12 protein-coding genes are annotated in these 20,007 nt (G+C 65.6%); 8 read left to right on the forward strand and 4 right to left on the reverse strand.

Annotation, left to right across the window (positions count from 1 at the left end; genetic code table 11):
• Position 1: 1 nt before the first annotated feature.
• On the reverse strand, positions 2-2,350 hold the full coding sequence (locus tag IFSED24_RS13790) for a FlgD immunoglobulin-like domain containing protein (protein ID WP_491332051.1): 2,349 nt from the start codon (positions 2,348-2,350) through the stop codon (positions 2-4).
• A gap of 350 nt (positions 2,351-2,700) precedes the next feature.
• On the opposite strand from IFSED24_RS13790, the gene IFSED24_RS13795 reads away from it, so the two are divergent.
• From IFSED24_RS13795 to IFSED24_RS13805, 3 genes are all read left to right on the forward strand, one after another.
• Complete coding sequence (locus tag IFSED24_RS13795; RefSeq protein WP_491332052.1) at positions 2,701-4,632, forward strand: propionyl-CoA synthetase; 1,932 nt, start codon at positions 2,701-2,703, stop codon at positions 4,630-4,632.
• A gap of 176 nt (positions 4,633-4,808) precedes the next feature.
• Positions 4,809-5,060, forward strand: a complete 252-nt coding sequence (locus IFSED24_RS13800; RefSeq protein ID WP_491332053.1) for a DUF4212 domain-containing protein — start codon at positions 4,809-4,811, stop codon at positions 5,058-5,060.
• 58 nt (positions 5,061-5,118) lie between these two features.
• The gene (locus IFSED24_RS13805) at positions 5,119-6,891 is read left to right on the forward strand and encodes a sodium:solute symporter family protein (protein ID WP_491332054.1); all 1,773 of its coding nucleotides are present in this window, start codon (positions 5,119-5,121) and stop codon (positions 6,889-6,891) included.
• 57 nt (positions 6,892-6,948) lie between these two features.
• Here IFSED24_RS13805 and IFSED24_RS13810 read toward each other — a convergent pair whose 3' ends face one another.
• The gene (locus IFSED24_RS13810; RefSeq protein ID WP_491332055.1) at positions 6,949-8,757 is read right to left on the reverse strand and encodes a DUF294 nucleotidyltransferase-like domain-containing protein; all 1,809 of its coding nucleotides are present in this window, start codon (positions 8,755-8,757) and stop codon (positions 6,949-6,951) included.
• Positions 8,758-8,934: 177 nt separating this feature from the next.
• Between IFSED24_RS13810 and IFSED24_RS13815 the strand changes: the two genes are divergently transcribed.
• Both IFSED24_RS13815 and acs read left to right on the forward strand, forming a co-directional pair.
• Positions 8,935-10,368, forward strand: a complete 1,434-nt coding sequence (locus IFSED24_RS13815) for a 3'-5' exonuclease (protein WP_491332056.1) — start codon at positions 8,935-8,937, stop codon at positions 10,366-10,368.
• A gap of 108 nt (positions 10,369-10,476) precedes the next feature.
• A complete protein-coding gene (gene acs / locus IFSED24_RS13820) occupies positions 10,477-12,438 on the forward strand; it encodes an acetate--CoA ligase (RefSeq protein ID WP_491332057.1) in 1,962 nt (653 codons plus the stop codon).
• 148 nt (positions 12,439-12,586) lie between these two features.
• On the opposite strand, the gene IFSED24_RS13825 is transcribed toward acs, so the two are convergent.
• Entirely contained in the window at positions 12,587-14,545 is a 1,959-nt protein-coding gene (locus IFSED24_RS13825; RefSeq protein ID WP_491332058.1) for a hypothetical protein, read from the reverse strand.
• A gap of 267 nt (positions 14,546-14,812) precedes the next feature.
• On the opposite strand from IFSED24_RS13825, the gene IFSED24_RS13830 reads away from it, so the two are divergent.
• Positions 14,813-15,553 carry a DUF4386 domain-containing protein gene (locus IFSED24_RS13830; RefSeq protein ID WP_491332059.1) on the forward strand — a complete coding sequence of 247 codons (741 nt, stop codon included), beginning with the start codon at positions 14,813-14,815 and terminating at the stop codon, positions 15,551-15,553.
• 107 nt (positions 15,554-15,660) lie between these two features.
• On the opposite strand, the gene IFSED24_RS13835 is transcribed toward IFSED24_RS13830, so the two are convergent.
• On the reverse strand, positions 15,661-16,701 hold the full coding sequence (locus tag IFSED24_RS13835) for a hypothetical protein (protein ID WP_491332060.1): 1,041 nt from the start codon (positions 16,699-16,701) through the stop codon (positions 15,661-15,663).
• Between the two features lie 514 nt (positions 16,702-17,215).
• Between IFSED24_RS13835 and IFSED24_RS13840 the strand changes: the two genes are divergently transcribed.
• Positions 17,216-19,342 carry an ATP-binding response regulator gene (locus IFSED24_RS13840; RefSeq protein WP_491332061.1) on the forward strand — a complete coding sequence of 709 codons (2,127 nt, stop codon included), beginning with the start codon at positions 17,216-17,218 and terminating at the stop codon, positions 19,340-19,342.
• Entirely contained in the window at positions 19,339-19,986 is a 648-nt protein-coding gene (locus IFSED24_RS13845; protein ID WP_491332062.1) for a response regulator, read from the forward strand. The genes IFSED24_RS13840 and IFSED24_RS13845 overlap by 4 nt, the downstream gene beginning before the upstream one ends.
• Positions 19,987-20,007 lie beyond the last annotated feature (21 nt).

A 20,007-nucleotide genomic window follows, 5' to 3' on the forward strand; every position in this document is an offset into this window, starting at 1 on the left:
TTCAGCGCGCCAGCGTGAACTTGCCGCTAGCCACCTCCCCCGCAGCCGCCAGACGGATCAGGTAGGTCCCCGAGGCCACGCCCCGCCCACCGTCGTCCCGACCGTTCCAGCTGACCTGGTGGTGCCCCGCCGTCCGGTGGCCCTGGACCAGCCTTCGCACCAGCCGACCGCGGAGATCCAGGACGTCCAGTTGCACCGGCCCGTCGTGCCCGAGGTCGAAGTGGATCGTGGTGCCGGGATTGAAGGGATTGGGGAAGGCGGGCAGAAGCTGTAGAGCGGTCCTGGCGGGCAGCGGTCCGGGATTGTCGGGTGCGGCGGTCACCGTGGGGTCGGTCCAGCGCGCGAGGTTGCTCGAGGCGTGGCCGCCAGCCACGGTGAAGGCGCCGCCGACGAAGAGGCTGCCGTCGAAGACGGCCAGGCTTTGCACCAGGCCATTGGTGCCACTGCCCAGGGCGTGCCACTGCGCGCCGTCGTGGCGGGCGATGCGGTGGGCGCCCGCGTCGTCGATGTCCTGGAAGCAGCCGGCGGCGATGAGATCGGGGCCGTAGGTGGCCAGGGCGTGGACGTGGCCGCTCGACAGGTCGCCAAGGTGGTGCCACTGGGAGCCGTCGAAGCGGGCGATGTTCTCGATAGTGGTGTCGGGGATCCAGAAGTCGCCACCCACGATCAGGTCGCCATCGTGGACGGAGAGCGTGTAGACCGTGCCCGCGACTCCGTCCCCGACTTCGCTCCAGCTCTCGCCGTCGAAGGCCACGAGGCCGTCCCAGTGCCAGTCCTCGAAGATGTGGAACGAGCCACCCACGATGAGCCGGTCGTTCCAGAGCGTCATGGCCCAGATGGCCATCGACGGGCCGGCCTGGCCCACGGTCTCCCACGGGCCGCCGGCCAGGGGCTGACGGACGACCCGTTCGCCGGTCTCGTAATCGCTGGTGGAGGCGTAGAGGTCATCGCCCCAGATCTGATAGGTGCGGTGGGCGGTGTCCGAGGCCATGACCCAGTGGCCGGCCGCGGTGGACCATTCGGCGGAGTAGTAATAATAGGCGCCGGCACTCCAGAGGCCGCTGGCCAGGAGGCGATCGCCGGCCGTGGCGATGGCGAAGGCGTTGGAGGAATCCGAAGGTTCCAGAGGCGTACCGTCCGGGTCGTACCAGCCCGTGAGGGCCTCCCAGCCGACCGGGGTCCAGGCCGCGGTGAAGGGTGAGCGGAGCGGGCCGACGTACTCGAACAGGCCGCCGAGGTAGAGCCGCTGGTCCGCGACTTCGAGATCGATGACCCACTCGTCGACCCCGAGTCCGCCGCTGAAGGGCGCCTGCCAGGCTTCGCCGTCGTGGCGGATGAGGTTGGGCGCGCTCACGTCGCCGACCCCGGAGAACTGGCCGCCCAGCCAGAGCGAACCCTCATGCTCGTAGAGCGTGCGGAAATAGCCGCCGGTCACGGGTTCGATGATCTCCACCCACTCGCTGCCGGTCCAGCGCATGAGGAAGGCCTCGCTGGGGATCCCGGCCCAGCGCGTGCCCATGACGTGGAGCGAGCCGGCGGCGACGGCGAGGTCGCGGCAGTGATGCTGTGCGGCGGGGATCGAACCTAACGGGAGCCAGGTCGAACCGTTCCAGGCCATGACCCACTGGATCCCGGGCATTCCGGGCAGTTCGAACACTCCCGAGGCGTGCGGGGCGCCCTGGAAGATGACGAGGTCCTCGGGCCGTTCGGGCAGGCCCTGGTAGACGACCTGGACCTGTGCGCCGTCCCAGCCGAGCATGTGGATGGCCTGGATGCCATTGGCCGAGTGGAAGTCGCCGCCGGCCAGGAGCAGGCCATCGTGGACGAGGAGCTGGTGGATGTAGGCGTCGGTCTCCACCACGCGGGTCCAGACCGGGCCATCGAGGCGGTACAGGCCCTCGGCCGCGGCATAGAGGTCGCCACCGTAGGACGCGAGCGCCTCGGTGTTGTAGGGTCCGCCCGTGCCGACCGGTTGCCAGGCGGTGCCGTCCCAGCGCGCGATCCCGTGGAAGGCGCCGTCCTCGGGATCGTAGATATTGCCGCCGGCGTAGAGTTCGCCGCCGTGGATGCAGAACGACTCGACCATGCCGCCCAGACCGGCGCCCAGAGCGTGCCACTGCGCGCCGTCGAAGTAGGTCACGCCCTCGGCGGCGACCGGACCGGCCACCGTGAACGCTCCGCCCACCACCAAGCCGTCCTGCCAGGGGTGGACGATCAGGACGTAGTCATCGAGGCCGGGGCGGTAGAATTCGTCGGACCAGGTTGCCTCCCCCGGCTCGGCGGCAACGGTGGCGGCAGAGCCGAGGACGAGGAGGAACGCGAGGGACAGGAAGGCGGCGTGGTGGCGCATGGCCCGACTCCTTGGCGAGGGCGAGGTCGACAAGGTGCGAGTTCGTGAAGCCACGTGGATGATAACACATATCCGGAGTGGGTTGAGGGATGAGGCCAACACCGGGGCCGACCGGTTGCAATCCTGCTTGCCTGCTGCCTCCCGGTTTTGGCCGGCTGCGATGAGGAAGCGGAGACACCTGCCTGCGCCCGCATGATGATCCCGCCCGGGGCAGAAACCCGATTCTCGCAGACCAGCACGATGGAGGCCCACCTACAGCCAGACAAAAACGGTCTACAATTTCAATGAGGAATCCTGTACGATCAGGGAGTCATCTATTCGAATGCCCTGAATCGACCGGAGGACCAGCCATGCGTTACCGCGATGTCCACGAACTCTCGGTTTCGAATCCCCGCTTCTTCTGGCGTCAGAAGATGAACCTGATCCACTGGTTCAAGGAGCCCGAAACGGTGCTCAGCCAGGATGCCGATGGGCTGTATCGCTGGTTCGCGGGTGGGGTGATGAACACCTGTTACCTGGCCCTCGACCACCATGTGGACCACGGACGCGGCCGCCAGGTGGCGCTCTACTTCGATTCCTCGGCTGCCCACGTGAAGCGCCGTTACACCTACCGCGAGCTGCGCGACGAGGTGGCCCGGTTCGCCGGGGTGCTCAGGGGCCGGGGAGTCGAGAAGGGCGATCGGGTCGTCATCTACATGCCCATGGTGCCCGAGGCGGTCATCGCCATGCTGGCCTGCGCGCGCCTCGGCGCGGTGCACTCGGTGGTGTTCGGTGGATTCGCGCCCCATGAACTGGCTGTGCGCATCGACGATGCCCGGCCCAAGGTTCTGATCACCGCCAGCTGCGGGCTGGAATTCTCCCGGGTCATCGAATACAAGCCCCTGGTGGACGCGGCACTGGAGCAGGCCGAGTCGCCCCCGTCCACGGTGATCGTGTTCCCGCGACCCCAGGCCGAGGCGTCCATGATCGAGGGTCGCGACCACGACTGGCATGTGCTCATGCACAACGCCGAGCCCGTGGACTGCGTGCCGGTGGCGGCTACGGACCCCCTTTACATCCTCTACACCTCCGGCACCACGGGCAAGCCCAAGGGCGTCGTGCGCGACAATGGCGGCCATGCCGTGGCCCTGAAGTACTCCATGAAGACCATCTACAACACCAATCCCGGCGAGGTCTTCTGGGCAGCGTCGGATGTGGGCTGGGTGGTCGGACACTCCTACATCGTCTACGGGCCGCTCATCCATGGCTGCTCCACCGTGCTCTTCGAGGGCAAGCCGGTGCGCAATCCCGATGCCGGATCCTTCTGGCGCGTCATCCAGGACTATGGAGTGAGCGCCTTCTTCACGGCCCCCACCGCGTTCCGCGCCATCAAGAAGGAAGACCCCGACGCCCACCTGCGCCGCCAGTACGACATCTCCAGCCTGCGCACCCTCTACCTCGCCGGCGAGCGCCTCGACCCACCCACCTACGAATGGCTGAGCCAGGTCCTCGACATTCCCATCGTCGACCACTGGTGGCAGACCGAGACGGGCTGGCCCATCGTGGCCAACCCAATGGGCCTGGAACCGCACCGCGTGAAGACCGGTTCGGCCACCTTCGCCGTGCCCGGCTACCGGGTCGAGGTGCTCGACGACGAGGGGCGGCCGGTGCCACGGGGCGAGACCGGCAATATCTGCATCCAGCTGCCGCTGCCGCCGGGTTGCCTGCCCACGCTTTGGAACGACCCCCAGGGCTTCAAGGACAGCTACCTCTCGGCCTTCGAGGGCTACTACCACACCGCCGACGGCGGCTACATCGATGACGAGGGCTACGTGTTCGTCATGGGCCGCACCGACGATGTCATCAATGTGGCCGGACACCGCCTGTCCACCGGTGAGATGGAGGAGCTGATCGGCAGCCACGAGGCCGTGGCCGAGTGCGCCGTGGTGGGCGTGGACGATCAACTCAAGGGGCAGTTGCCCATCGGTCTGGTGGTGCTCAAGGACGGGGTCGAGATCCCCGTGGCGGATCTCGAGGCCGAGCTAGTGCAGTTGATCCGGCGGGAGATCGGGGCCGTGGCCGCCTTCAAGACGGCCATCGTGGTGGGACGACTGCCCAAGACCCGATCGGGCAAGATCCTGCGCAAGACCATCCGCCGGCTGGCCGTGGAGGAACAGATCGTCACACCGCCGACCATCGACGATCCGTCGATCATCGCCGAGATCCGGACAGCCCTGAGGCAGCACCGTGTGGGTCAGTACGCCAATCTGCCCCTGAGCGACGCCGATGCCGAGGGCATCTGAAGCGGCACCCGAGCCTTGAACTCGTTGTCAACGTGTTAGCTAATAAACGACCAAAGACATCCGTTATCAGTTGACGCCAGTCTGAAACTCGTGCTAAAAATATCTGCTTTCAATTAAGATCGCACATCTTTGCTCTTGTCTACATGGCCCCCCTACTCCGACTCAGGAGGCTTCAGATGACGAAAGCCAGCGATTACTGGAAGGCGAATCTCCAGCTGGTGGCCTTGTGCATCACCATCTGGTTCGTCGTGTCTTTCGGGTTCGGCATCCTGCTTGTCGACCAGCTCAACCAGATCTCTCTCGGCGGCTACAAGCTGGGATTCTGGTTCGCACAGCAGGGTTCCATCTACACCTTCGTGATCCTGATCTTCTTCTATGCCTACCGGATGAATGTTCTCGACCGGAAGTTCGGTGTGCACGAGGGCTGACGCCCACCAGCCCTCGGGATCGTTCCATTCTCGATGATCCAAAGAAGGAGACACCAACATGGATCTCAGAACCCTGACTTTCATCATCGTGGGCGCATCCTTCGCGCTCTATATCTGGATCGCCTTCAAGCAACGCGCCGGCAGCACCTCCGAATTCTACGTGGCGGGCAAGGGCGTGCATCCCGTGCTCAACGGCATGGCCACCGGCGCCGACTGGATGTCGGCCGCCTCGTTCATCTCCATGGCCGGCCTCATCGCCTTCAAGGGCTATGACGCCTCGGTCTATCTCATGGGCTGGACCGGAGGCTATGTCCTGCTCGCCATGCTCCTGGCGCCGTACCTCCGGAAGTACGGCAAGTTCACCGTCCCGGAGTTCATCGGCGACCGCTTCTACAGCAAGAGCGCGCGCGGCGTGGCCATCCTGTGCCTCATCGTGGCCTCGCTGACCTACGTGATCGGCCAGATGAAGGGCATCGGCGTGGCGTTCTCGCGCTTCCTCGAGGTCGACTTCTCCGTCGGCCTCGTCGCGGGCATGGCCATCGTGTTCGTCTACGCCGTTTTCGGCGGCATGAAGGGCATCACGTACACCCAGATCGCCCAGTACTGCGTGCTGATCTTCGCTTACACCGTGCCCGCCATCTTCATCTCGCTGCAGCTGACCGGCAATCCCATTCCCCAGCTCGGTCTGGGCAGCGCCATGAACGACGGCAGCGGGACGTTCCTGCTCGACAAGCTCGATGTCATCTGTACGGATCTCGGGTTCAAGGCCTATACCACGCAGAAGGGCGCGACCCTCGACCTCTTCCTGCTCACCATGTCCTTGATGATCGGCACGGCGGGCCTGCCCCACGTGATCACGCGTTTCTTCACCGTGCCCAAGGTGCGCGACGCCCGTTCCTCGGCCGGCTGGGCTCTGGTGTTCATCGCCATCCTCTACACCACGGCCCCGGCCGTGGGTGCCATGGCGCGCCTCAACTTCATGTCCACCATCCAGACCGGCGAGGTCGGCAGCGTCGAGGGCAACATCAAGTATGCAGACGTGCCGACGTGGTTCACCAACTGGGAGAAGACCGGCCTGCTGGCGTTCGAGGACAAGAACGGCGATGGTCGCATCCAGTACTACGGACCGGACCTCGATGCCAAGGCCGCCGGCTTCGGCTGGCAGGGCAGCGAGATGGTGAAGGTCGACCGCGACATCATGGTCCTGGCCAACCCCGAGATCGCCAACCTGCCCAACTGGGTGATCGCCCTGGTGGCAGCCGGCGGTATCGCGGCGGCACTCTCGACGGCGGCCGGCCTGCTGCTGGCCATCGCCTCGGCCATCAGCCACGACCTCTTGAAGGGCATCTTCATGCCCAACATCACCGAGAAGTCGGAACTCGTCGCCAGCCGATTCGCCATGGCCGGCGCCATCATCGTGGCCGGCCTGCTGGGGCTCAATCCACCAGGCTTCGCCGCGCAGGTTGTGGCCCTGGCCTTCGGCCTGGCCGCCTCATCCATCTTCCCGGCGCTGATGATGGGCATCTTCAACAAGCGCATGAACAACAGCGGCGCCATCGCCGGCATGCTCGCCGGCCTCTTGAGCACCTTGCTCTACATCTTCTGGTTCAAGGGCTGGTTCTTCGTCAAGGGCACCGCCATGGCGCCCGATGACGCCGCGCACTGGTTCATGGGGATCTCGCCGGGGTCGTTCGGCGCGGTGGGTGCGCTCATCAACTTCGCGGTGGCCTATGTCGTCTCGAAGATGACGGCGCCGCCGCCGGAGGAGATCCAGAAGCTGGTGGAACACATCCGGGTGCCGATGGGCTCCGGAGCGCCGTCCGGTCATTAGCAGACGACACTTCCGAAACCCGCGCGGCGCGCCTGGACCTGGGCGCGCCGCGTCTTCTCAGCCCAGATCGGACGTGCTGTATCGGCGGGACACCGCACCCTGCATCTCCTGCACGGCGCCGAAGGCATCCTTGAGATGGCGGGTCTCCAGGGTGGAGAGGCTCTTGAGGGGGATGTGGTTCTCGATGACCGTGCCCGCGGCCAGGGCCGCCAGCTGCTGGCGCAAGCGCAGATGCAGCAGGAACCGGTAGGTCTCGACCAGGGTCTGCCCGAGGTCCCGGCTCACGACGCCAGCCTGCATGGCGGCCTCGAGACGCTCCCTGGTCGGCCGGCCGCGGGCCCCGGCCTCGAGGCCCCAAACCCGGGCGGCGGCCACGATGGAAGCCAGGCCCCGCTTTTTCAGATCCACCCTGCCGTCCTCGGTGCGGATGCGCTGGAACAGCCCCAGCGGTGGCCTGAAGCGGAGCGACACCCGGGCCAGGTGGGCCATGAAGAGGTCGTTCTCGGCGGCTCCCGCCACCAGATCCAGCAACGAGTCCACCGCGAGGGTGCCCGCGACCGAACGGCAGTCGAAGAAGATGGAGGAGACCATGAGGTTGTCGGGCGTGGGCTCGCGGATCCACTCGGTCAGGGTGGCCTGCCACGCGTCGAGGGATTTCCGCCAGTTGGTGGCCATGCAGCCGCCAGTACAGAGCGGGAATCCTGCCGTCACGAGATCCTGGACCACCCGTTCCGCCAGCAGGCCGAAGTAGCGGCGAGCCGCGTCGGTATCGTCGGCGTAGACCAGGGCGTTGTCCTGATCGGTGAGCAGCGCCTGCTCCATACGCCCCTCTGATCCGAAGACCAGCCAGGCATACGGGCAGGGCGGCGGGCCCAGGTCCTCCTCGGCGAGCCGGCAGAGGCGGCGCACGAGCGCATCGTTGAGACTGGCCAGGATGCGGCCGATCTCGTCCACCTTCAGGCCGCCGTTGAAGAGGTGTCCCACCATGGCGGCGGCATCGTGGCTGTACGAGACCAGGGACGCGGGGTCGTCGAGGTGATCGAGCCGGTGCATGAGGTACACCGGATTGCTCGTCTGGTGGCGCAGCAGGTCGGTGGCCGACACGATGCCGATGATGCCGTCCTCGCCGGTGACCGGCAGATGGTGGATGCGTTCCTCGAGCATGAACAGCAGGGCGCCATGGACGGGGATGTCGGCCGGCAGGGTCTTGATCGGCCGGGTCATGATGTCGACGATGGGCGTATCGGGCCCCTGGTCCTCGGCGAGCACCTTGGCCTGGAAATCGTGATCGGTGACGATGCCCGGCGCATCGCCCTCCACGATGGCCACGTCCTCGTGGGCGTCCCGCATGAGGCGGGCGGCATCGGCGACGGTCGCCGCGGAACTCACGGTCACCGGCGGACGCCTGATGAGGGCGCCGATGGCGGTGGTCAGCTCGGCGCCCGGTGTGGCGAAGCCACGCCTGGTCAGACTCTGTAGCCGCTCACCGAGGTTCTTGAGGAAGAACTCGGCAAAGCGGGGATTCTGCAGCAGTGCCTGGAACACCCCGGCCGGTAGACGGTGGGTGATCATGTCGTTCCGGGCGATCACGTCGAAGGCCGGCGCCGCCTTGTTGATGATGGAGGGGTAGCCGAAGCAATCGCCCTCTTCGAGGACCTGGACCTCCTCGCCATTGCGCACCAACTGGACTTCGCCCGCTGCGACCAGGTAGAGGTAACCGCTGGTCGTACCGCCCTGCGCCAGGATCCTGGTCCCCATGGCGAAGGCCTGGGTGTCCATGGTGTCGACCACCCGCTGCCTCTCCTCCTCGGTGAGCAGGTTGAGCGGATGGTATTGCTGCATGAATTCACGGATGTCGGCGGTCATGATGCCGGAACCCCGGAACCGCGCTGCTCTCGGCGGCGGCTCACACTGCCTCGCTGCTTACGAACATGATGACGGAGAGCCATGGTTCCGTCCCGGTTGGCGACTGGGCGAAAACACCGGACCCCTCGACTCTAGCACCGATGGGGATCGCTTAAAAGGGAGGAGACAACTCCTTCCTTGGATACGCTTCCGATCGCCTATAATATCGACATCATGCGCGAACCGGCCCATCAACTCATCAAACGATCCCTGGCCTGGGCCGCCGTCTGCGCGGTCGCCGGCGCCCTGGTGATGCTCCCCGACCTGGCCGCCCGCCGCCCGGTCAACATCCTCGCCCTGATGCTGGGAGCGGCCGCCTTCTGCGTCGCCATCCCCCTCTGGCTGCGCTCGTGGTGGGCCGCCGACGCCCTGGGCAAGGGGCTCGAGGACATCCGCACCGCAGTGCTCAACGTGGTGGCCGACCGCGAGGCCGCGCTCCCGAAACAGCTACCCGGCGAGATGGCGCCCGAGATCGAGGCCATGCTGGGATCCCTGGCCCTCTATCAGGATGAGGTCACCCGCGAGCGCCACGGTCCCGACCGTCGCCTGGTCGCGGTACTGGGCGCACTCGCCAGCGGAGTGGTCGTCATGACTGACCAGGGCCAGGTGAGCCTGCTCAACGGAGCTGCGCGCGCCTTGCTGGGTGCCGAGCGCGCCCGGGTCGGAACATCCCTGTTCGCCGCCCTCAGCCGCGACACCGTGCTGGCGGCCATGGCCCGCTCACGCCAGGCGGACGGCCCGGTGGAGGCACTGTTCGAGCGCCTGGACGGTGTCGCGCTGCAAGGACGGGTGACGGCGCTGGCCAATGACGAGGGCGCCATCATCATCTTTCCGACCCTGGAACTCGCTCGCCACCGGCCAGGCGTCGAATTCGACCTCGAGCTGCACGAGGTCCCGCCGGCCCGCACGGAGATCTCCCTCGACATGAGCCTCGACGACCTGCCCATCCTGATCATGGACACCGAGACCACGGGCCTCGATGTGCGTGTCGATCATGTCGTGGCGCTCGGTGCGGTTTGCGCCCACGGCAAGCGGCTCTACCGCAATCGCCTGCTGGACGACCTGGTGGATCCGGGCCGGCCCATTCCTCCCGACTCCACGAGGATCCACGGCATCACCGATGAGATGGTCCACGGCGCGCGGGCGTTCCCCGAGGTATGGGCCAGTTTCCAGCGCCTGGTGCGCAACCGGGTCGTGGTGGGGCACAACGTCTCGTTCGACCTCACCATCCTGCGCACGGAATGCCAGCGGCACGGACAGCCCTGGGACGATCTGGTCTTCATCGACACCCTGCGTCTGGCGTCGCTGCTGAACCCGGCCCTGGGCAAGTGGGATCTGGAATCGCTGGCCGCCATCTACCAGATCGACCTGCACGGCCGCCACACGGCGCTCGGCGATGCGCTCGTCACGGCGGAGCTGTTCTTCCGCATGATGCCGCGCCTGCAGCAGCAGGGGTTCTCCACCCTGGGGGATCTTCTGCAATTCCACTGCCACGCGCCAGTCGACGTGATCGCCGGGCAACGCGACAAGGGCTGGATCATCACCCAGCCCGAGCGTCTTCGCCGCTCCTGATGGAGCGGTGAAAACGGAACATATTTATCTTCTATGGATCCAAATTCCACGACAAGCACCGCCAGGTCGTCGCTGTCCATCCGTCATTCCACGAGGAGGCTCGAGAGCATGGCTGAGAACAACGTGCCCGAAGTCTATGGACCCAACCCGCAGGTGGCCGCCCGGTCCTACATCGGTTCCATGGAGGAGTTCCAGAGACTCTACCGGCTCTCGCTCGATGATCCCGAGACCTTCTGGGCCAAGGAGGCGGAGCGCCTCACCTGGTTCCATCCCTGGCGCCAGGTCCTCGACAGCGATTTCGAGAACGTGGATTTCGCCTGGTTCACGGGCGGCCGCCTGAACGCCTGCTACAACTGCGTCGACCGGCACCTCAACGACAAGGGCGACCAGGACGCCATCGTCTGGGTCAAGGACGAGCCGGGTGAGTACGAGCGCATCACCTACCGGCAGCTCAAGCACGAGGTGGCGCGGGTGGCCAACGTGCTCAAGGCCCACGGCGTGAGCAAGGGCGACCGGGTCTGCATCTACATGCCCATGATCCCGGAACTGGCCTTCGTCATGCTCGCCTGCGCCCGGATCGGCGCCATCCACAGCATCGTCTTCGGCGGCTTCTCCAGCGAGGCCATCCGCGACCGCATCATCGACGCCCGGTGCAAGATCGTGATCACGGCCAACGAGGGCCTGCGCGGCGGCAAGGTCCTGAAGCTCAAGAAGACGGTGGACCGCGCCGTGGACGGCCTCGACATGGTGGAGACCGTGCTCGTGGCCCGGCGCACCGATGCCGACACGGAGATGCGTCCGGGCCGCGACTTCTGGCTCGACGAGGAGTGCCGCAAGCAGCGGTCCACCTGCACCGTGGAGTGGATGGGCGCCGAGGATCCGCTCTTCATCCTCTACACCAGCGGATCGACGGGCCAGCCCAAGGGCGTGATGCACACCACGGGCGGCTACCTGGTCTACGCCCAGATGACCCACCGCGTGGTGTTCGATTTCCACCCCGGCGACGTGTACTTCTGCGCCGCCGATATCGGCTGGATCACCGGCCACACCTACATCATCTACGGTCCCCTGGCCAACGGCGCGACCACGGTGATGTTCGAGTCCATCCCCACCTACCCCGACGCGGGCCGCTACTGGCAGATCGTCGACGATCTGGGCGTGAACATCTTCTACACCGCGCCCACGGCCATCCGGGCCATCGCGCGCGAGGGCGACGGCCACCTCCAGCGCAGCACCCGGGAGAGCCTGCGGGTGCTCGGCACCGTGGGCGAGCCCATCAACCCCGAGACCTGGCGCTGGTACTTCGAGAAGGTCGGCCGCGGCCAGTGCTGCGTGGTGGACACCTGGTGGCAGACCGAGACCGGCGGCATCCTCATCACGCCCATACCCGGCATCACGCCCATGAAGCCGGGATCGGCCACCCTCCCCTTCTTCGGAGTCAAGCCGCTGATCATGGACGACGAGGGCAAGATCATCGAGGGCAACGGCGTGAGCGGGAACCTCTGCCTGGCCCAGACCTGGCCGGGGCAGGCCCGCACCGTCTGGGGCGACCATCACCGATTCTACGAGACCTACTTCAGCCAGTACCCGGGCTACTACTTCACGGGCGACGGTTGCCGCCGCGACGAGGACGGCTACTACTGGATCACCGGGCGCGTGGACGACGTGATCAACGTGTCGGGACACCGCATGGGCACGGCGGAGGTGGAGAGCGCGCTGGTGGCCCACGAGGCCGTGGCCGAGGCCGCCGTGGTGGGCTTCCCCCACGAGATCAAGGGCCAGGGCATCTTCGCCTACGTCATCGTGGGCCTCGACACCAACGGCGCCACCACCAACGAGCTCGTGGGCACGCTCAAGGAGCAGGTGCGCCACGTCATCGGCCCCGTGGCCACGCCCGACGCCATCCTGGTCGTGCCCGGCCTGCCCAAGACCCGCAGCGGCAAGATCATGCGCCGCATCCTGCGGAAGATCGCGGCGGGCGAGTACACGGGTCTGGGCGACGTGACCACCCTGGCGGATCCGTCGGTTGTGGACAAGCTGATCGAGGCGCACAAGAAGCTGGTGGGGTAGAGCCATGGCCGATCGCCCACCAGACGGCCTCCGGCCCGAGATGACGGCCAGGCGTCGAGGATGAGTCCAGGAGGGGGCCCCGAGGGCCCCCTCGCTCGCGCAAGGCCCGGATCGTCCGTGTCTGCGGTAATCGGCCAAAGCTACACCGTCAGTCGTACTCGATGGACCCGCCGATCCTGACCTCGCCACCGATGGTCTCGATGAACGTCTCGATGCGCTCCGTGGTCAGCGCGTTGTTCCTCAAGATCCTCAGATCACCGGGAATCGCGTGCCCCGTGCCGGGATTGACCAGCAGGCCGTGCAGACCGCGGACACCCTCGAGCGAATTGTTGTCGGTGATGATCAGATCCCAGTTCGCCTCGACCCCCGACCAGCCGAACCGTGTGACCCCGGACAACCCCAGAAGCTCGACGATATTGTCGCAACCCACCATAAACAGGCCACCGAGGCTGGTCAGGCCATCGAGGTGATCCATGTTCTCCAGGCCGTTCATGTTCTGCAGATAGAGCAGGGAGGAGATGGTGCCCAGATTGTCGAGACCCGCGAAATCGGTCAAGCCCGGGCAGTTCTCCATGGTCAGGTGCATCAGTTCGACCAGGGATTCGAGTCCGGTCAGGGAGGTCAGACCGCCCATGTGGCGCAGTTCGATACCGGCCAGTCGCGGCAACGCGGGCAGACCGGTGAGGTCCTGCAGGGCGTGGCATTCCGTGATGGACAGACCCTGGAAGCTGCCCACACCCTCCAGACCGCTGAGACTGGACAGGCTGCCGTTGTCCCATAGCTGGATGCCCAGCTCGACCGTGGAGGCACCGAAGCCCTGCATGCTCGCCACCATGTGACAGCCGCTCAGGGTGAAGCTCTGCACGGTGACCAGCCCGTCCAGCCCATGCAGGTTGACCAGCTGGGGACAATCCTGGACCCGCAGCCTGCCGACGACGGTCTCCAGGGTGTTCAGGCCGGACAGGGAGTCCAGCTCGGCGCAGTCCCAGATGTTCACCTCGCCTGCCCGGGCCAGGCTGCCCAGACCGCCCAGTGAAGACAGCCGATCCTCGTTGATGCCGAGCAGATGCCCGACCCGCTCCACCCCGTCCAGCCCCGTCAGCGAAGCCAGGTCGTTGTCCCAGATCTTGAGGGCACCGACGACCTCGCGCACCGACTCCAGTCCCACGAGGCTGGTCAACGCCGGATTGTGCTCGATGGCCAGGTCGTCATAGTGATCCCCGCCTGAGACCTCCAGGCTGGGCAGCGAGATCGAGGTCAGACTATCGTTCAGCCGGATCCACAGATTGCCGCCGACCCCCTCGAGAGCCGGCAATTCGATGGCGCGCAGGAGCGGGTTGTTCCGGATCTCGAGCTTGTCCACGTGGCGCAACGCCGGCAGCCGCAGGGTGTCGAGGGTGGTGCAGCCGACGATCTCCAGGGTGGTCACCCACTCGAGGTTGGCCAGGGGCGCCAGCTCGGCCAGGGTGATGTCGGTTGCAGTGATCTCCAGGGTCCCCGCCACGCCGGCATACCCACCCCAGACCTCGAGATCTGCCGCCGTGGTCAGATCCGGGCTCCCGGGATGGACCGTGCCCTCGGTCATCAGGACCACGCCGAAGGTGGCCAGCTGGTTCAGCCGCGTGCGCACGGTGTGGCCTTCGGGATCGGGATACGAGATCTGGGGCAGCCAGACATTGCCGCCCAATCGGCTGACTCGCAGACCGCGTTCGTCGACATCCGCGGGCAGGTCGGCGGGATCGTAGCTGATCTCCATGTCCAGCTGACCGTCGTCCAGAACCAGATCCTCGGGTTCGAGGGTGAAGCAGGTGCCGGGCAGGACTCCGGCGAGGTCCTTGTGTGAAGGATCGGCGCGGGTGACGGTGATGTCGACATCGGCGGCGAAGGCGTTGGCCGGCCAGGTCAGGATCAGGGTGCCGTCGAACAGGCTGAAGGTGCCACCGGCCGGGGTCACGGTGATCTCTGCGGATACGCCCGGATCGCCAGGGCCGTCGCCGGGATCCACGCCCGGGGATGTAGGGTCGTCATCGCTGCAACCCGACAGGGCGAGAACCAGGACCAGGCTCAGAACAAACCCGGCAAGCGGGCGCAAGGGTATCGACAACATTAGGCGCTCCTCCGGTAGGTGGTTGGTTGCCGAGGTCATGATGGGCGACGGGCGTTACGCCGGCGTTACGCTCGGTCAGGGCTGTTGCGGAGCGCACGCATCCGCTGCTCGCCGGCGAGGCGGATGACCACGGCATTCCCCTTGCGGTCTGCGGCATGTTTTGCGACTGATGGGGGATCGACGTCCCGGCAGTTCAGGCCGTGGGACTCAGGCTGAAGCTGGCGAGATTGGAGAATACCCACCGGCGGCACACAGGGAGGAACCGGATTGACACCGCACCACGATCAGACTTCTCCGCTGACCTACGCCCGGATCACCGGTGTTCTCTACCTGGTCATCATCGCCTGCGGCCTCTTCAGCGAGCTCTACGTGCGCTCCGGCCTCATCGTCCGCGGCGACGCCGCGGCGACGGCCGCCAACATCGTCGGCGCGGAGGGGTTGTTCCGCCTCGGCTTCGCCAGCGACCTGGTGATGTTCCTGTGCGATGTGGCCGTGGCCGCGCTCCTCTACGTGCTGCTGCGGCCGGCGGGCAGGACGCTGGCCCTGACGGCGGCGGGTTTCCGGCTGATCGGGACCGCGATCTACGGGACCAACCTGCTCAATCACCTCGCGCCCCTGGTCCTGCTGAGCGGAGCCGACTACCTGACCGCGTTCGCGCCCGACCAGCTGCAGGCCCTGGCGCTGTTCTTCCTCGAGATGCACCGGCACGGGTACGATCTGGGGCTGGTGTTCTTCGGCCTGCACTGCCTGGTGCTGGGGTACCTGCTCCTCAAGTCGGATATCTTCCCGGGATTCCTGGGCGTGCTGATGGTGCTCGCCTCCCTGGGCTACCTGGTGGGCAGCTTCACGCTCTTCCTCTGGCCCGAACACGCCGCGGCGGTGGCGCCGGTCTATGCCGCGCCGCTCCTGGGCGAACTGGCGTTCTGCCTGTGGCTGCTGATCAAGGGCGTTGCCAAGGCCCCCGCTAACCACAACCGTCCCGGGTCAGCTGGTGCCGGCGACCGTTGAACGCGCCGTCGCAGACGACGAGACCGCCGTCTACGGCTAGTCGTTCAAGGGGCCGGCTCCCCTGAAAGCCGGCCCCGCTGAGGGTGTGTTCATGATCGCGGTATTCCCTAGTGGTTCGGCCCCCCCTGACCGCCGCCACCACCACCGCCGTTACCATTGCCGCCGCCACCACCGCCGCCGCCGCCGCCTTCGACGATGACCACGTCGATGTAGGAGAGGTTGTTGATCACGTCGATATGGGTGACACCACCGGTGGGCTCGGCCTTCTCGCCTTCTTCCTCCTCTTCGATCTCGGGTTCGACGATAGCGGTGTTGGCGTCGAACCAGGTATTCAGGTCGACGTCGCCGTTCATGCCGTCCAGGCTGAAAGTGAGCCGATAGTTCCCAGCTCCGTCACCTTGCTCGCTAACGTCCCAGAGCATGCCGTAGATGACCTTACCCTGGATGTTGATCTCTGCCGAGTATCCGTCGCCTGGCCCCTCGCCGCTCTCCCAGACTGTGCTGTTGTAGTAGGTCTCGGTTTCGACATCCCCATCCCACTGGCCGGTCGCAGGGTTCCAGACCAGGTTGGCCTGGTCGGGCTCCACCGTGAGCTTCTGGATGGTCAGCCGGGCGTTGTGCGTGTAGACCGTGGCCTTCATCGAAGGGTAGGTCAGGGTGTTGGTGCCCCACATCTCATCGATGCCCTGGCCATCGAGGTGCAACATCTCGTAGCCGGTCATCGACGTGGTCAGGTCCTGGAAGAGCACGACCTCGACACGCACCTTGGCCCGCTGTGGCCACGACCGAGCCTCGAGATTGTCGCCCCAATCGACCCAGGACACCATCACCGGCGTCAGGCTCCAGTCGGCGGACTCGGCCTGCCACTCGTTGGCTGCGTCCTGCTGGCGGTACCAGGCTATGCCGTCGATCTCATCGTACGCGCCTTGGAACATCGTCTCATCGGGTGCGCCACGCAGAGGAAGGTCGAAACCGTCCGACCAGATCACCGGGAACGAGAGATTGTTGCCAGCCGTGACTTCGCCCTCCTTCACCACATCGCCGACGTCACCAAGCGGACTGAGTGGACTCGTCGTTTCATCCTGGGAACAACCGCAGAACAATAGCAACCCTAGCGATGCAATCAGGAACCATCCTATTCGCCACATGACCTACCTCCTCGTTGATGCCGACCTCGGCAGCCGTTTTTGCGCCGTACGGCTTCTCCAGCCGGATGTCGGGGAGGTGGATTCATCGCCGCGGATCAAGCAACGGTGCGGTCGAGGACTCAGTTCGATGTCGTGTGGCCAGGATGGTGAATCCCTCGTGTGGCGAACATGTCCACCACTTTTCTGGCGGAAGCCGTGGCAAGCATCCAGGATGCAGTCAACCGGGTCGGGATCACCATAGGGAGAACACCTCAATCCTGGCAGGGGCGGACCCTCGTCTGGATTCGCACGCGGTGCAAATTGCTCATTTGTCTCAATCGATGATCTATCGTTACAGGGCTCACCGCAAAAGCTAGACTGAAAGGATCTGTAATGCTATAGTGAGCCCGCGGTACCGGCTACGGACCGCAACCCTCCATGAAAGTGGAGTGGTCATATGGCTAGCAAAAGGGGATTGGGAGACGGGATTGGGAGTCGGCGGCCATCATTGCGACAAGCCGTCGTGGTTGCCTGCGTGCTGGTCACCCTCCTTTCCTTGCCCTTGATCTGGCACGTCACCCACACTCTGAAGGCCTGTCAACTGGTCACGGAGGCCTACCTCAGGGGTGAGGCCCTGCGGGATCATGCCTTCCACCTCAACGAGGTCCTGGTTCACGGTGCCGCTGCGACCGTCCACCATCCTGAACTCGCCGATCTGACCGAGCGCGACCTGATCGCGACCCAGCTCTCGGACAAGCTGCTGATCGCCAAGTTCGTTCGCCAGGAGTGCCGGGCCAAGTGCGCCCTGGACCGTGCCGACTCCATCCAGACCACGCTGCGCGAACACGAGGCGGTGGCCATCGCCCTGGCCTGCGACGGACGTCAGGACGAGGCCCTCGCGCGGCTGAGCGATCCCCAGTACCACGCGAGCATGCAGGAATTCCTGGGCGCCCTCGATGCCTACGCCCAGGGATTCCATGCCGATTTCGGATCCACCCTTGCCGCCGAGCGCCGAGAGGAAATCATGACGCTCACCTGGGTCGTGCTGATCATCTTGACCAGCGCGATCCTCTGGTTCGTCCTGCTGCGGTCGGTCGAGATCTGGCGACGCCGGGTCATCAGCGAGATGGACCAGCGAGACCTGGCCCGCCAGGAGATGTCCAGCGCCCTCGAACGATTCCAGAATCTCTTCGATCAGGTCTACGATTCGATCGTGCTGGTGGATCGCCGCACTGGACAGATCCTGGATGCGAACCACGCTGCGACCGAGCACCTCGGCTTCTCCCGAGATGATCTGACCCGCATGAAGATCGACGAGATCGAATACATGCCCGGGAGTCCGTCGGCGGAGGCGGCAACCGTCTCCAGCCTGAACACCGAGGATGGACTGGTCGAACGCGAATATCGCTGCAGGGATGGTCGGCGCCTCCTGGTGGAGGTCAGCCGACGCCAGGTGGAGGACCGCGGTCGCGAGGCCGTGCTGTGTCTGGTCCGGGACATGACGCGGAGGCGCCAGCTGGAAGCTCAGCTTTGCCACGCTCAGCAGCTGGAGAGTGTCGGTCGGCTCGCAGCCGGCATCGCCCACGACCTCGGCAACACCTTGCTGGCCATCTCCGCCCATACCATGTCGCTGCGCAAACGCGATGACTTGCCCACCGGCAAGCAGGACAACCTGGTGCGGATCGAGGTCGCCGTGGCACAAGCCACGGCGGTCATCAAGTCGCTACTCTCTCTGACCGACCGATCAGTGGTCCAACCGCGGTTCATCGCAGCTGCGGCGCTATTCAAACGTACTGTCGAGCTGCTGCGGCCGGTCCTGCCAGCAGCCATCCAGTTGGTAGAGGGTCCGATGCCGGATCAGCCAGTGTGGATCCACGTCGATCCCGACCGTGTCCAGATGGCCTTGCTCAACCTGGCACTCAACGCCTGCGATGCCATGCCCTCCGGCGGACAACTGGGTCTGGCTCTGGTTTGTCGCGCCCCACCTGGCGAGGGGAATGACGGGTATGTCGAATTCTCGGTCTCCGATTCCGGCCTGCGAGACGCACACCGGAGTATTGACCGGAACCACGATCCGTTCCTCATTGAGGACCCGGCCCAGATCGGCACAGAGCTAGGGTTGTTCAACGTCCAGCGCATCGCTGCGGAGTGCCATGGTCACCTGAGTTTCACCTCGCAGTCTGGCAACAGGATGGAGTTCACACTGCATATCCCGCGGTGCGACCCCATGGCGAGCAGCGATGGGACATGCGAGGCATCAGCACCCGCCAGCGGCGACGACCGGACGGTCGTACTCGCGGCAGCTCCTGGTCTCGCGCGGGAAGCGATGACCGAAGCGCTCGGCACCGCGGGATATCGTGTTCAGGACGCGTCATCGGCCGGGGAGCTGGTGACGACACTGGCCAGCGGCGGCCAGGTCATCGGCCTGGCCATCGTGGATACCGACCTCCCGGGTGACGAGAGCCTGAAGGCCATCTCTCGGCTCGCCCGCCAGCAGCATCCACCGATGATCCTGATCACCGACCGCCCTCTGCGCGAGGTCGAGGCACTGTTCGAGGGCAGAGCGATCATCCTGGCGAAGCCCTTCACCATGCAGAATCTGTGTCGCCTCGTCGCCACTGCGCTCAGTGAAGAATTTGTACGCGAGGAGGCATCGAGATGAAGGCCATCACCGTCCTGCTGGCCGATGACCACGTCTTTCTTTGTGACATGCTCGCCGAGCAGCTGTCTGCAGCGAGCATGGAGGTGGTAGCCAAAGCCGGCGACACGGCCAGAGCCATCGCCGCCGCGCGGTGTCATCGTCCAGATCTCGCCATCCTGGACATCGACATGCCGGGACAATCGGTCTTCGATGCGGTCCGGCTGCTGCGGACGGAGTTGCCCGAGATGCGGGTCGTCCTGCTCAGCGCCCACGTCTCCGATCATTTCGTCCATCAAGCGCTCGATCTCGACGTGGCGAGCTACATCCGCAAGACCGAGTCGCTGGAGGACATCGTCCACGCCATCAGGGAAGTGGCTGCCGGTCGGAAATACTTCTCGCCCGAGGTCTGCGCCCGCATCGCCCTCGTTCATGGCAGCAACGGGCTGGGTCCACCCTGCGCCCGCATCGAGACCCTGACACCGCGGGAACTCGAGATCCTGGGCTACCTCGCCCGCGGTCTGGCCAAGAAGGAAATCGCCGCGGTGATGAACCGCAGCATCAAGACGGTCGACCAGCATTGCACCAACCTGATGGCGAAGCTGGAGATTCATGACCGCGTGAAGCTGGCGCGTTTCGCCATTCGCGAAGGGCTGGCACTGCCCTGATCGATGGAGCCCTTCGCGGGG

Source organism: Candidatus Latescibacter sp. IFSED24 (genome assembly GCF_058273205.1).

What these genes read in the sequence shown, in the direction of transcription:
- IFSED24_RS13790 (WP_491332051.1), bottom strand. Translation starts at nt 2,350, where the DNA reads ATGCGCCACCACGCCGCCTTCCTGTCCCTCGCGTTCCTCCTCGTCCTC.
- IFSED24_RS13795 (WP_491332052.1), top strand. Translation starts at nt 2,701, where the DNA reads ATGCGTTACCGCGATGTCCACGAACTCTCGGTTTCGAATCCCCGCTTC.
- IFSED24_RS13800 (WP_491332053.1), top strand. Translation starts at nt 4,809, where the DNA reads ATGACGAAAGCCAGCGATTACTGGAAGGCGAATCTCCAGCTGGTGGCC.
- IFSED24_RS13805 (WP_491332054.1), top strand. Translation starts at nt 5,119, where the DNA reads ATGGATCTCAGAACCCTGACTTTCATCATCGTGGGCGCATCCTTCGCG.
- IFSED24_RS13810 (WP_491332055.1), bottom strand. Translation starts at nt 8,757, where the DNA reads ATGACCGCCGACATCCGTGAATTCATGCAGCAATACCATCCGCTCAAC.
- acs (WP_491332057.1), top strand. Translation starts at nt 10,477, where the DNA reads ATGGCTGAGAACAACGTGCCCGAAGTCTATGGACCCAACCCGCAGGTG.
- IFSED24_RS13825 (WP_491332058.1), bottom strand. Translation starts at nt 14,545, where the DNA reads ATGTTGTCGATACCCTTGCGCCCGCTTGCCGGGTTTGTTCTGAGCCTG.
- IFSED24_RS13835 (WP_491332060.1), bottom strand. Translation starts at nt 16,701, where the DNA reads ATGTGGCGAATAGGATGGTTCCTGATTGCATCGCTAGGGTTGCTATTG.
- IFSED24_RS13845 (WP_491332062.1), top strand. Translation starts at nt 19,339, where the DNA reads ATGAAGGCCATCACCGTCCTGCTGGCCGATGACCACGTCTTTCTTTGT.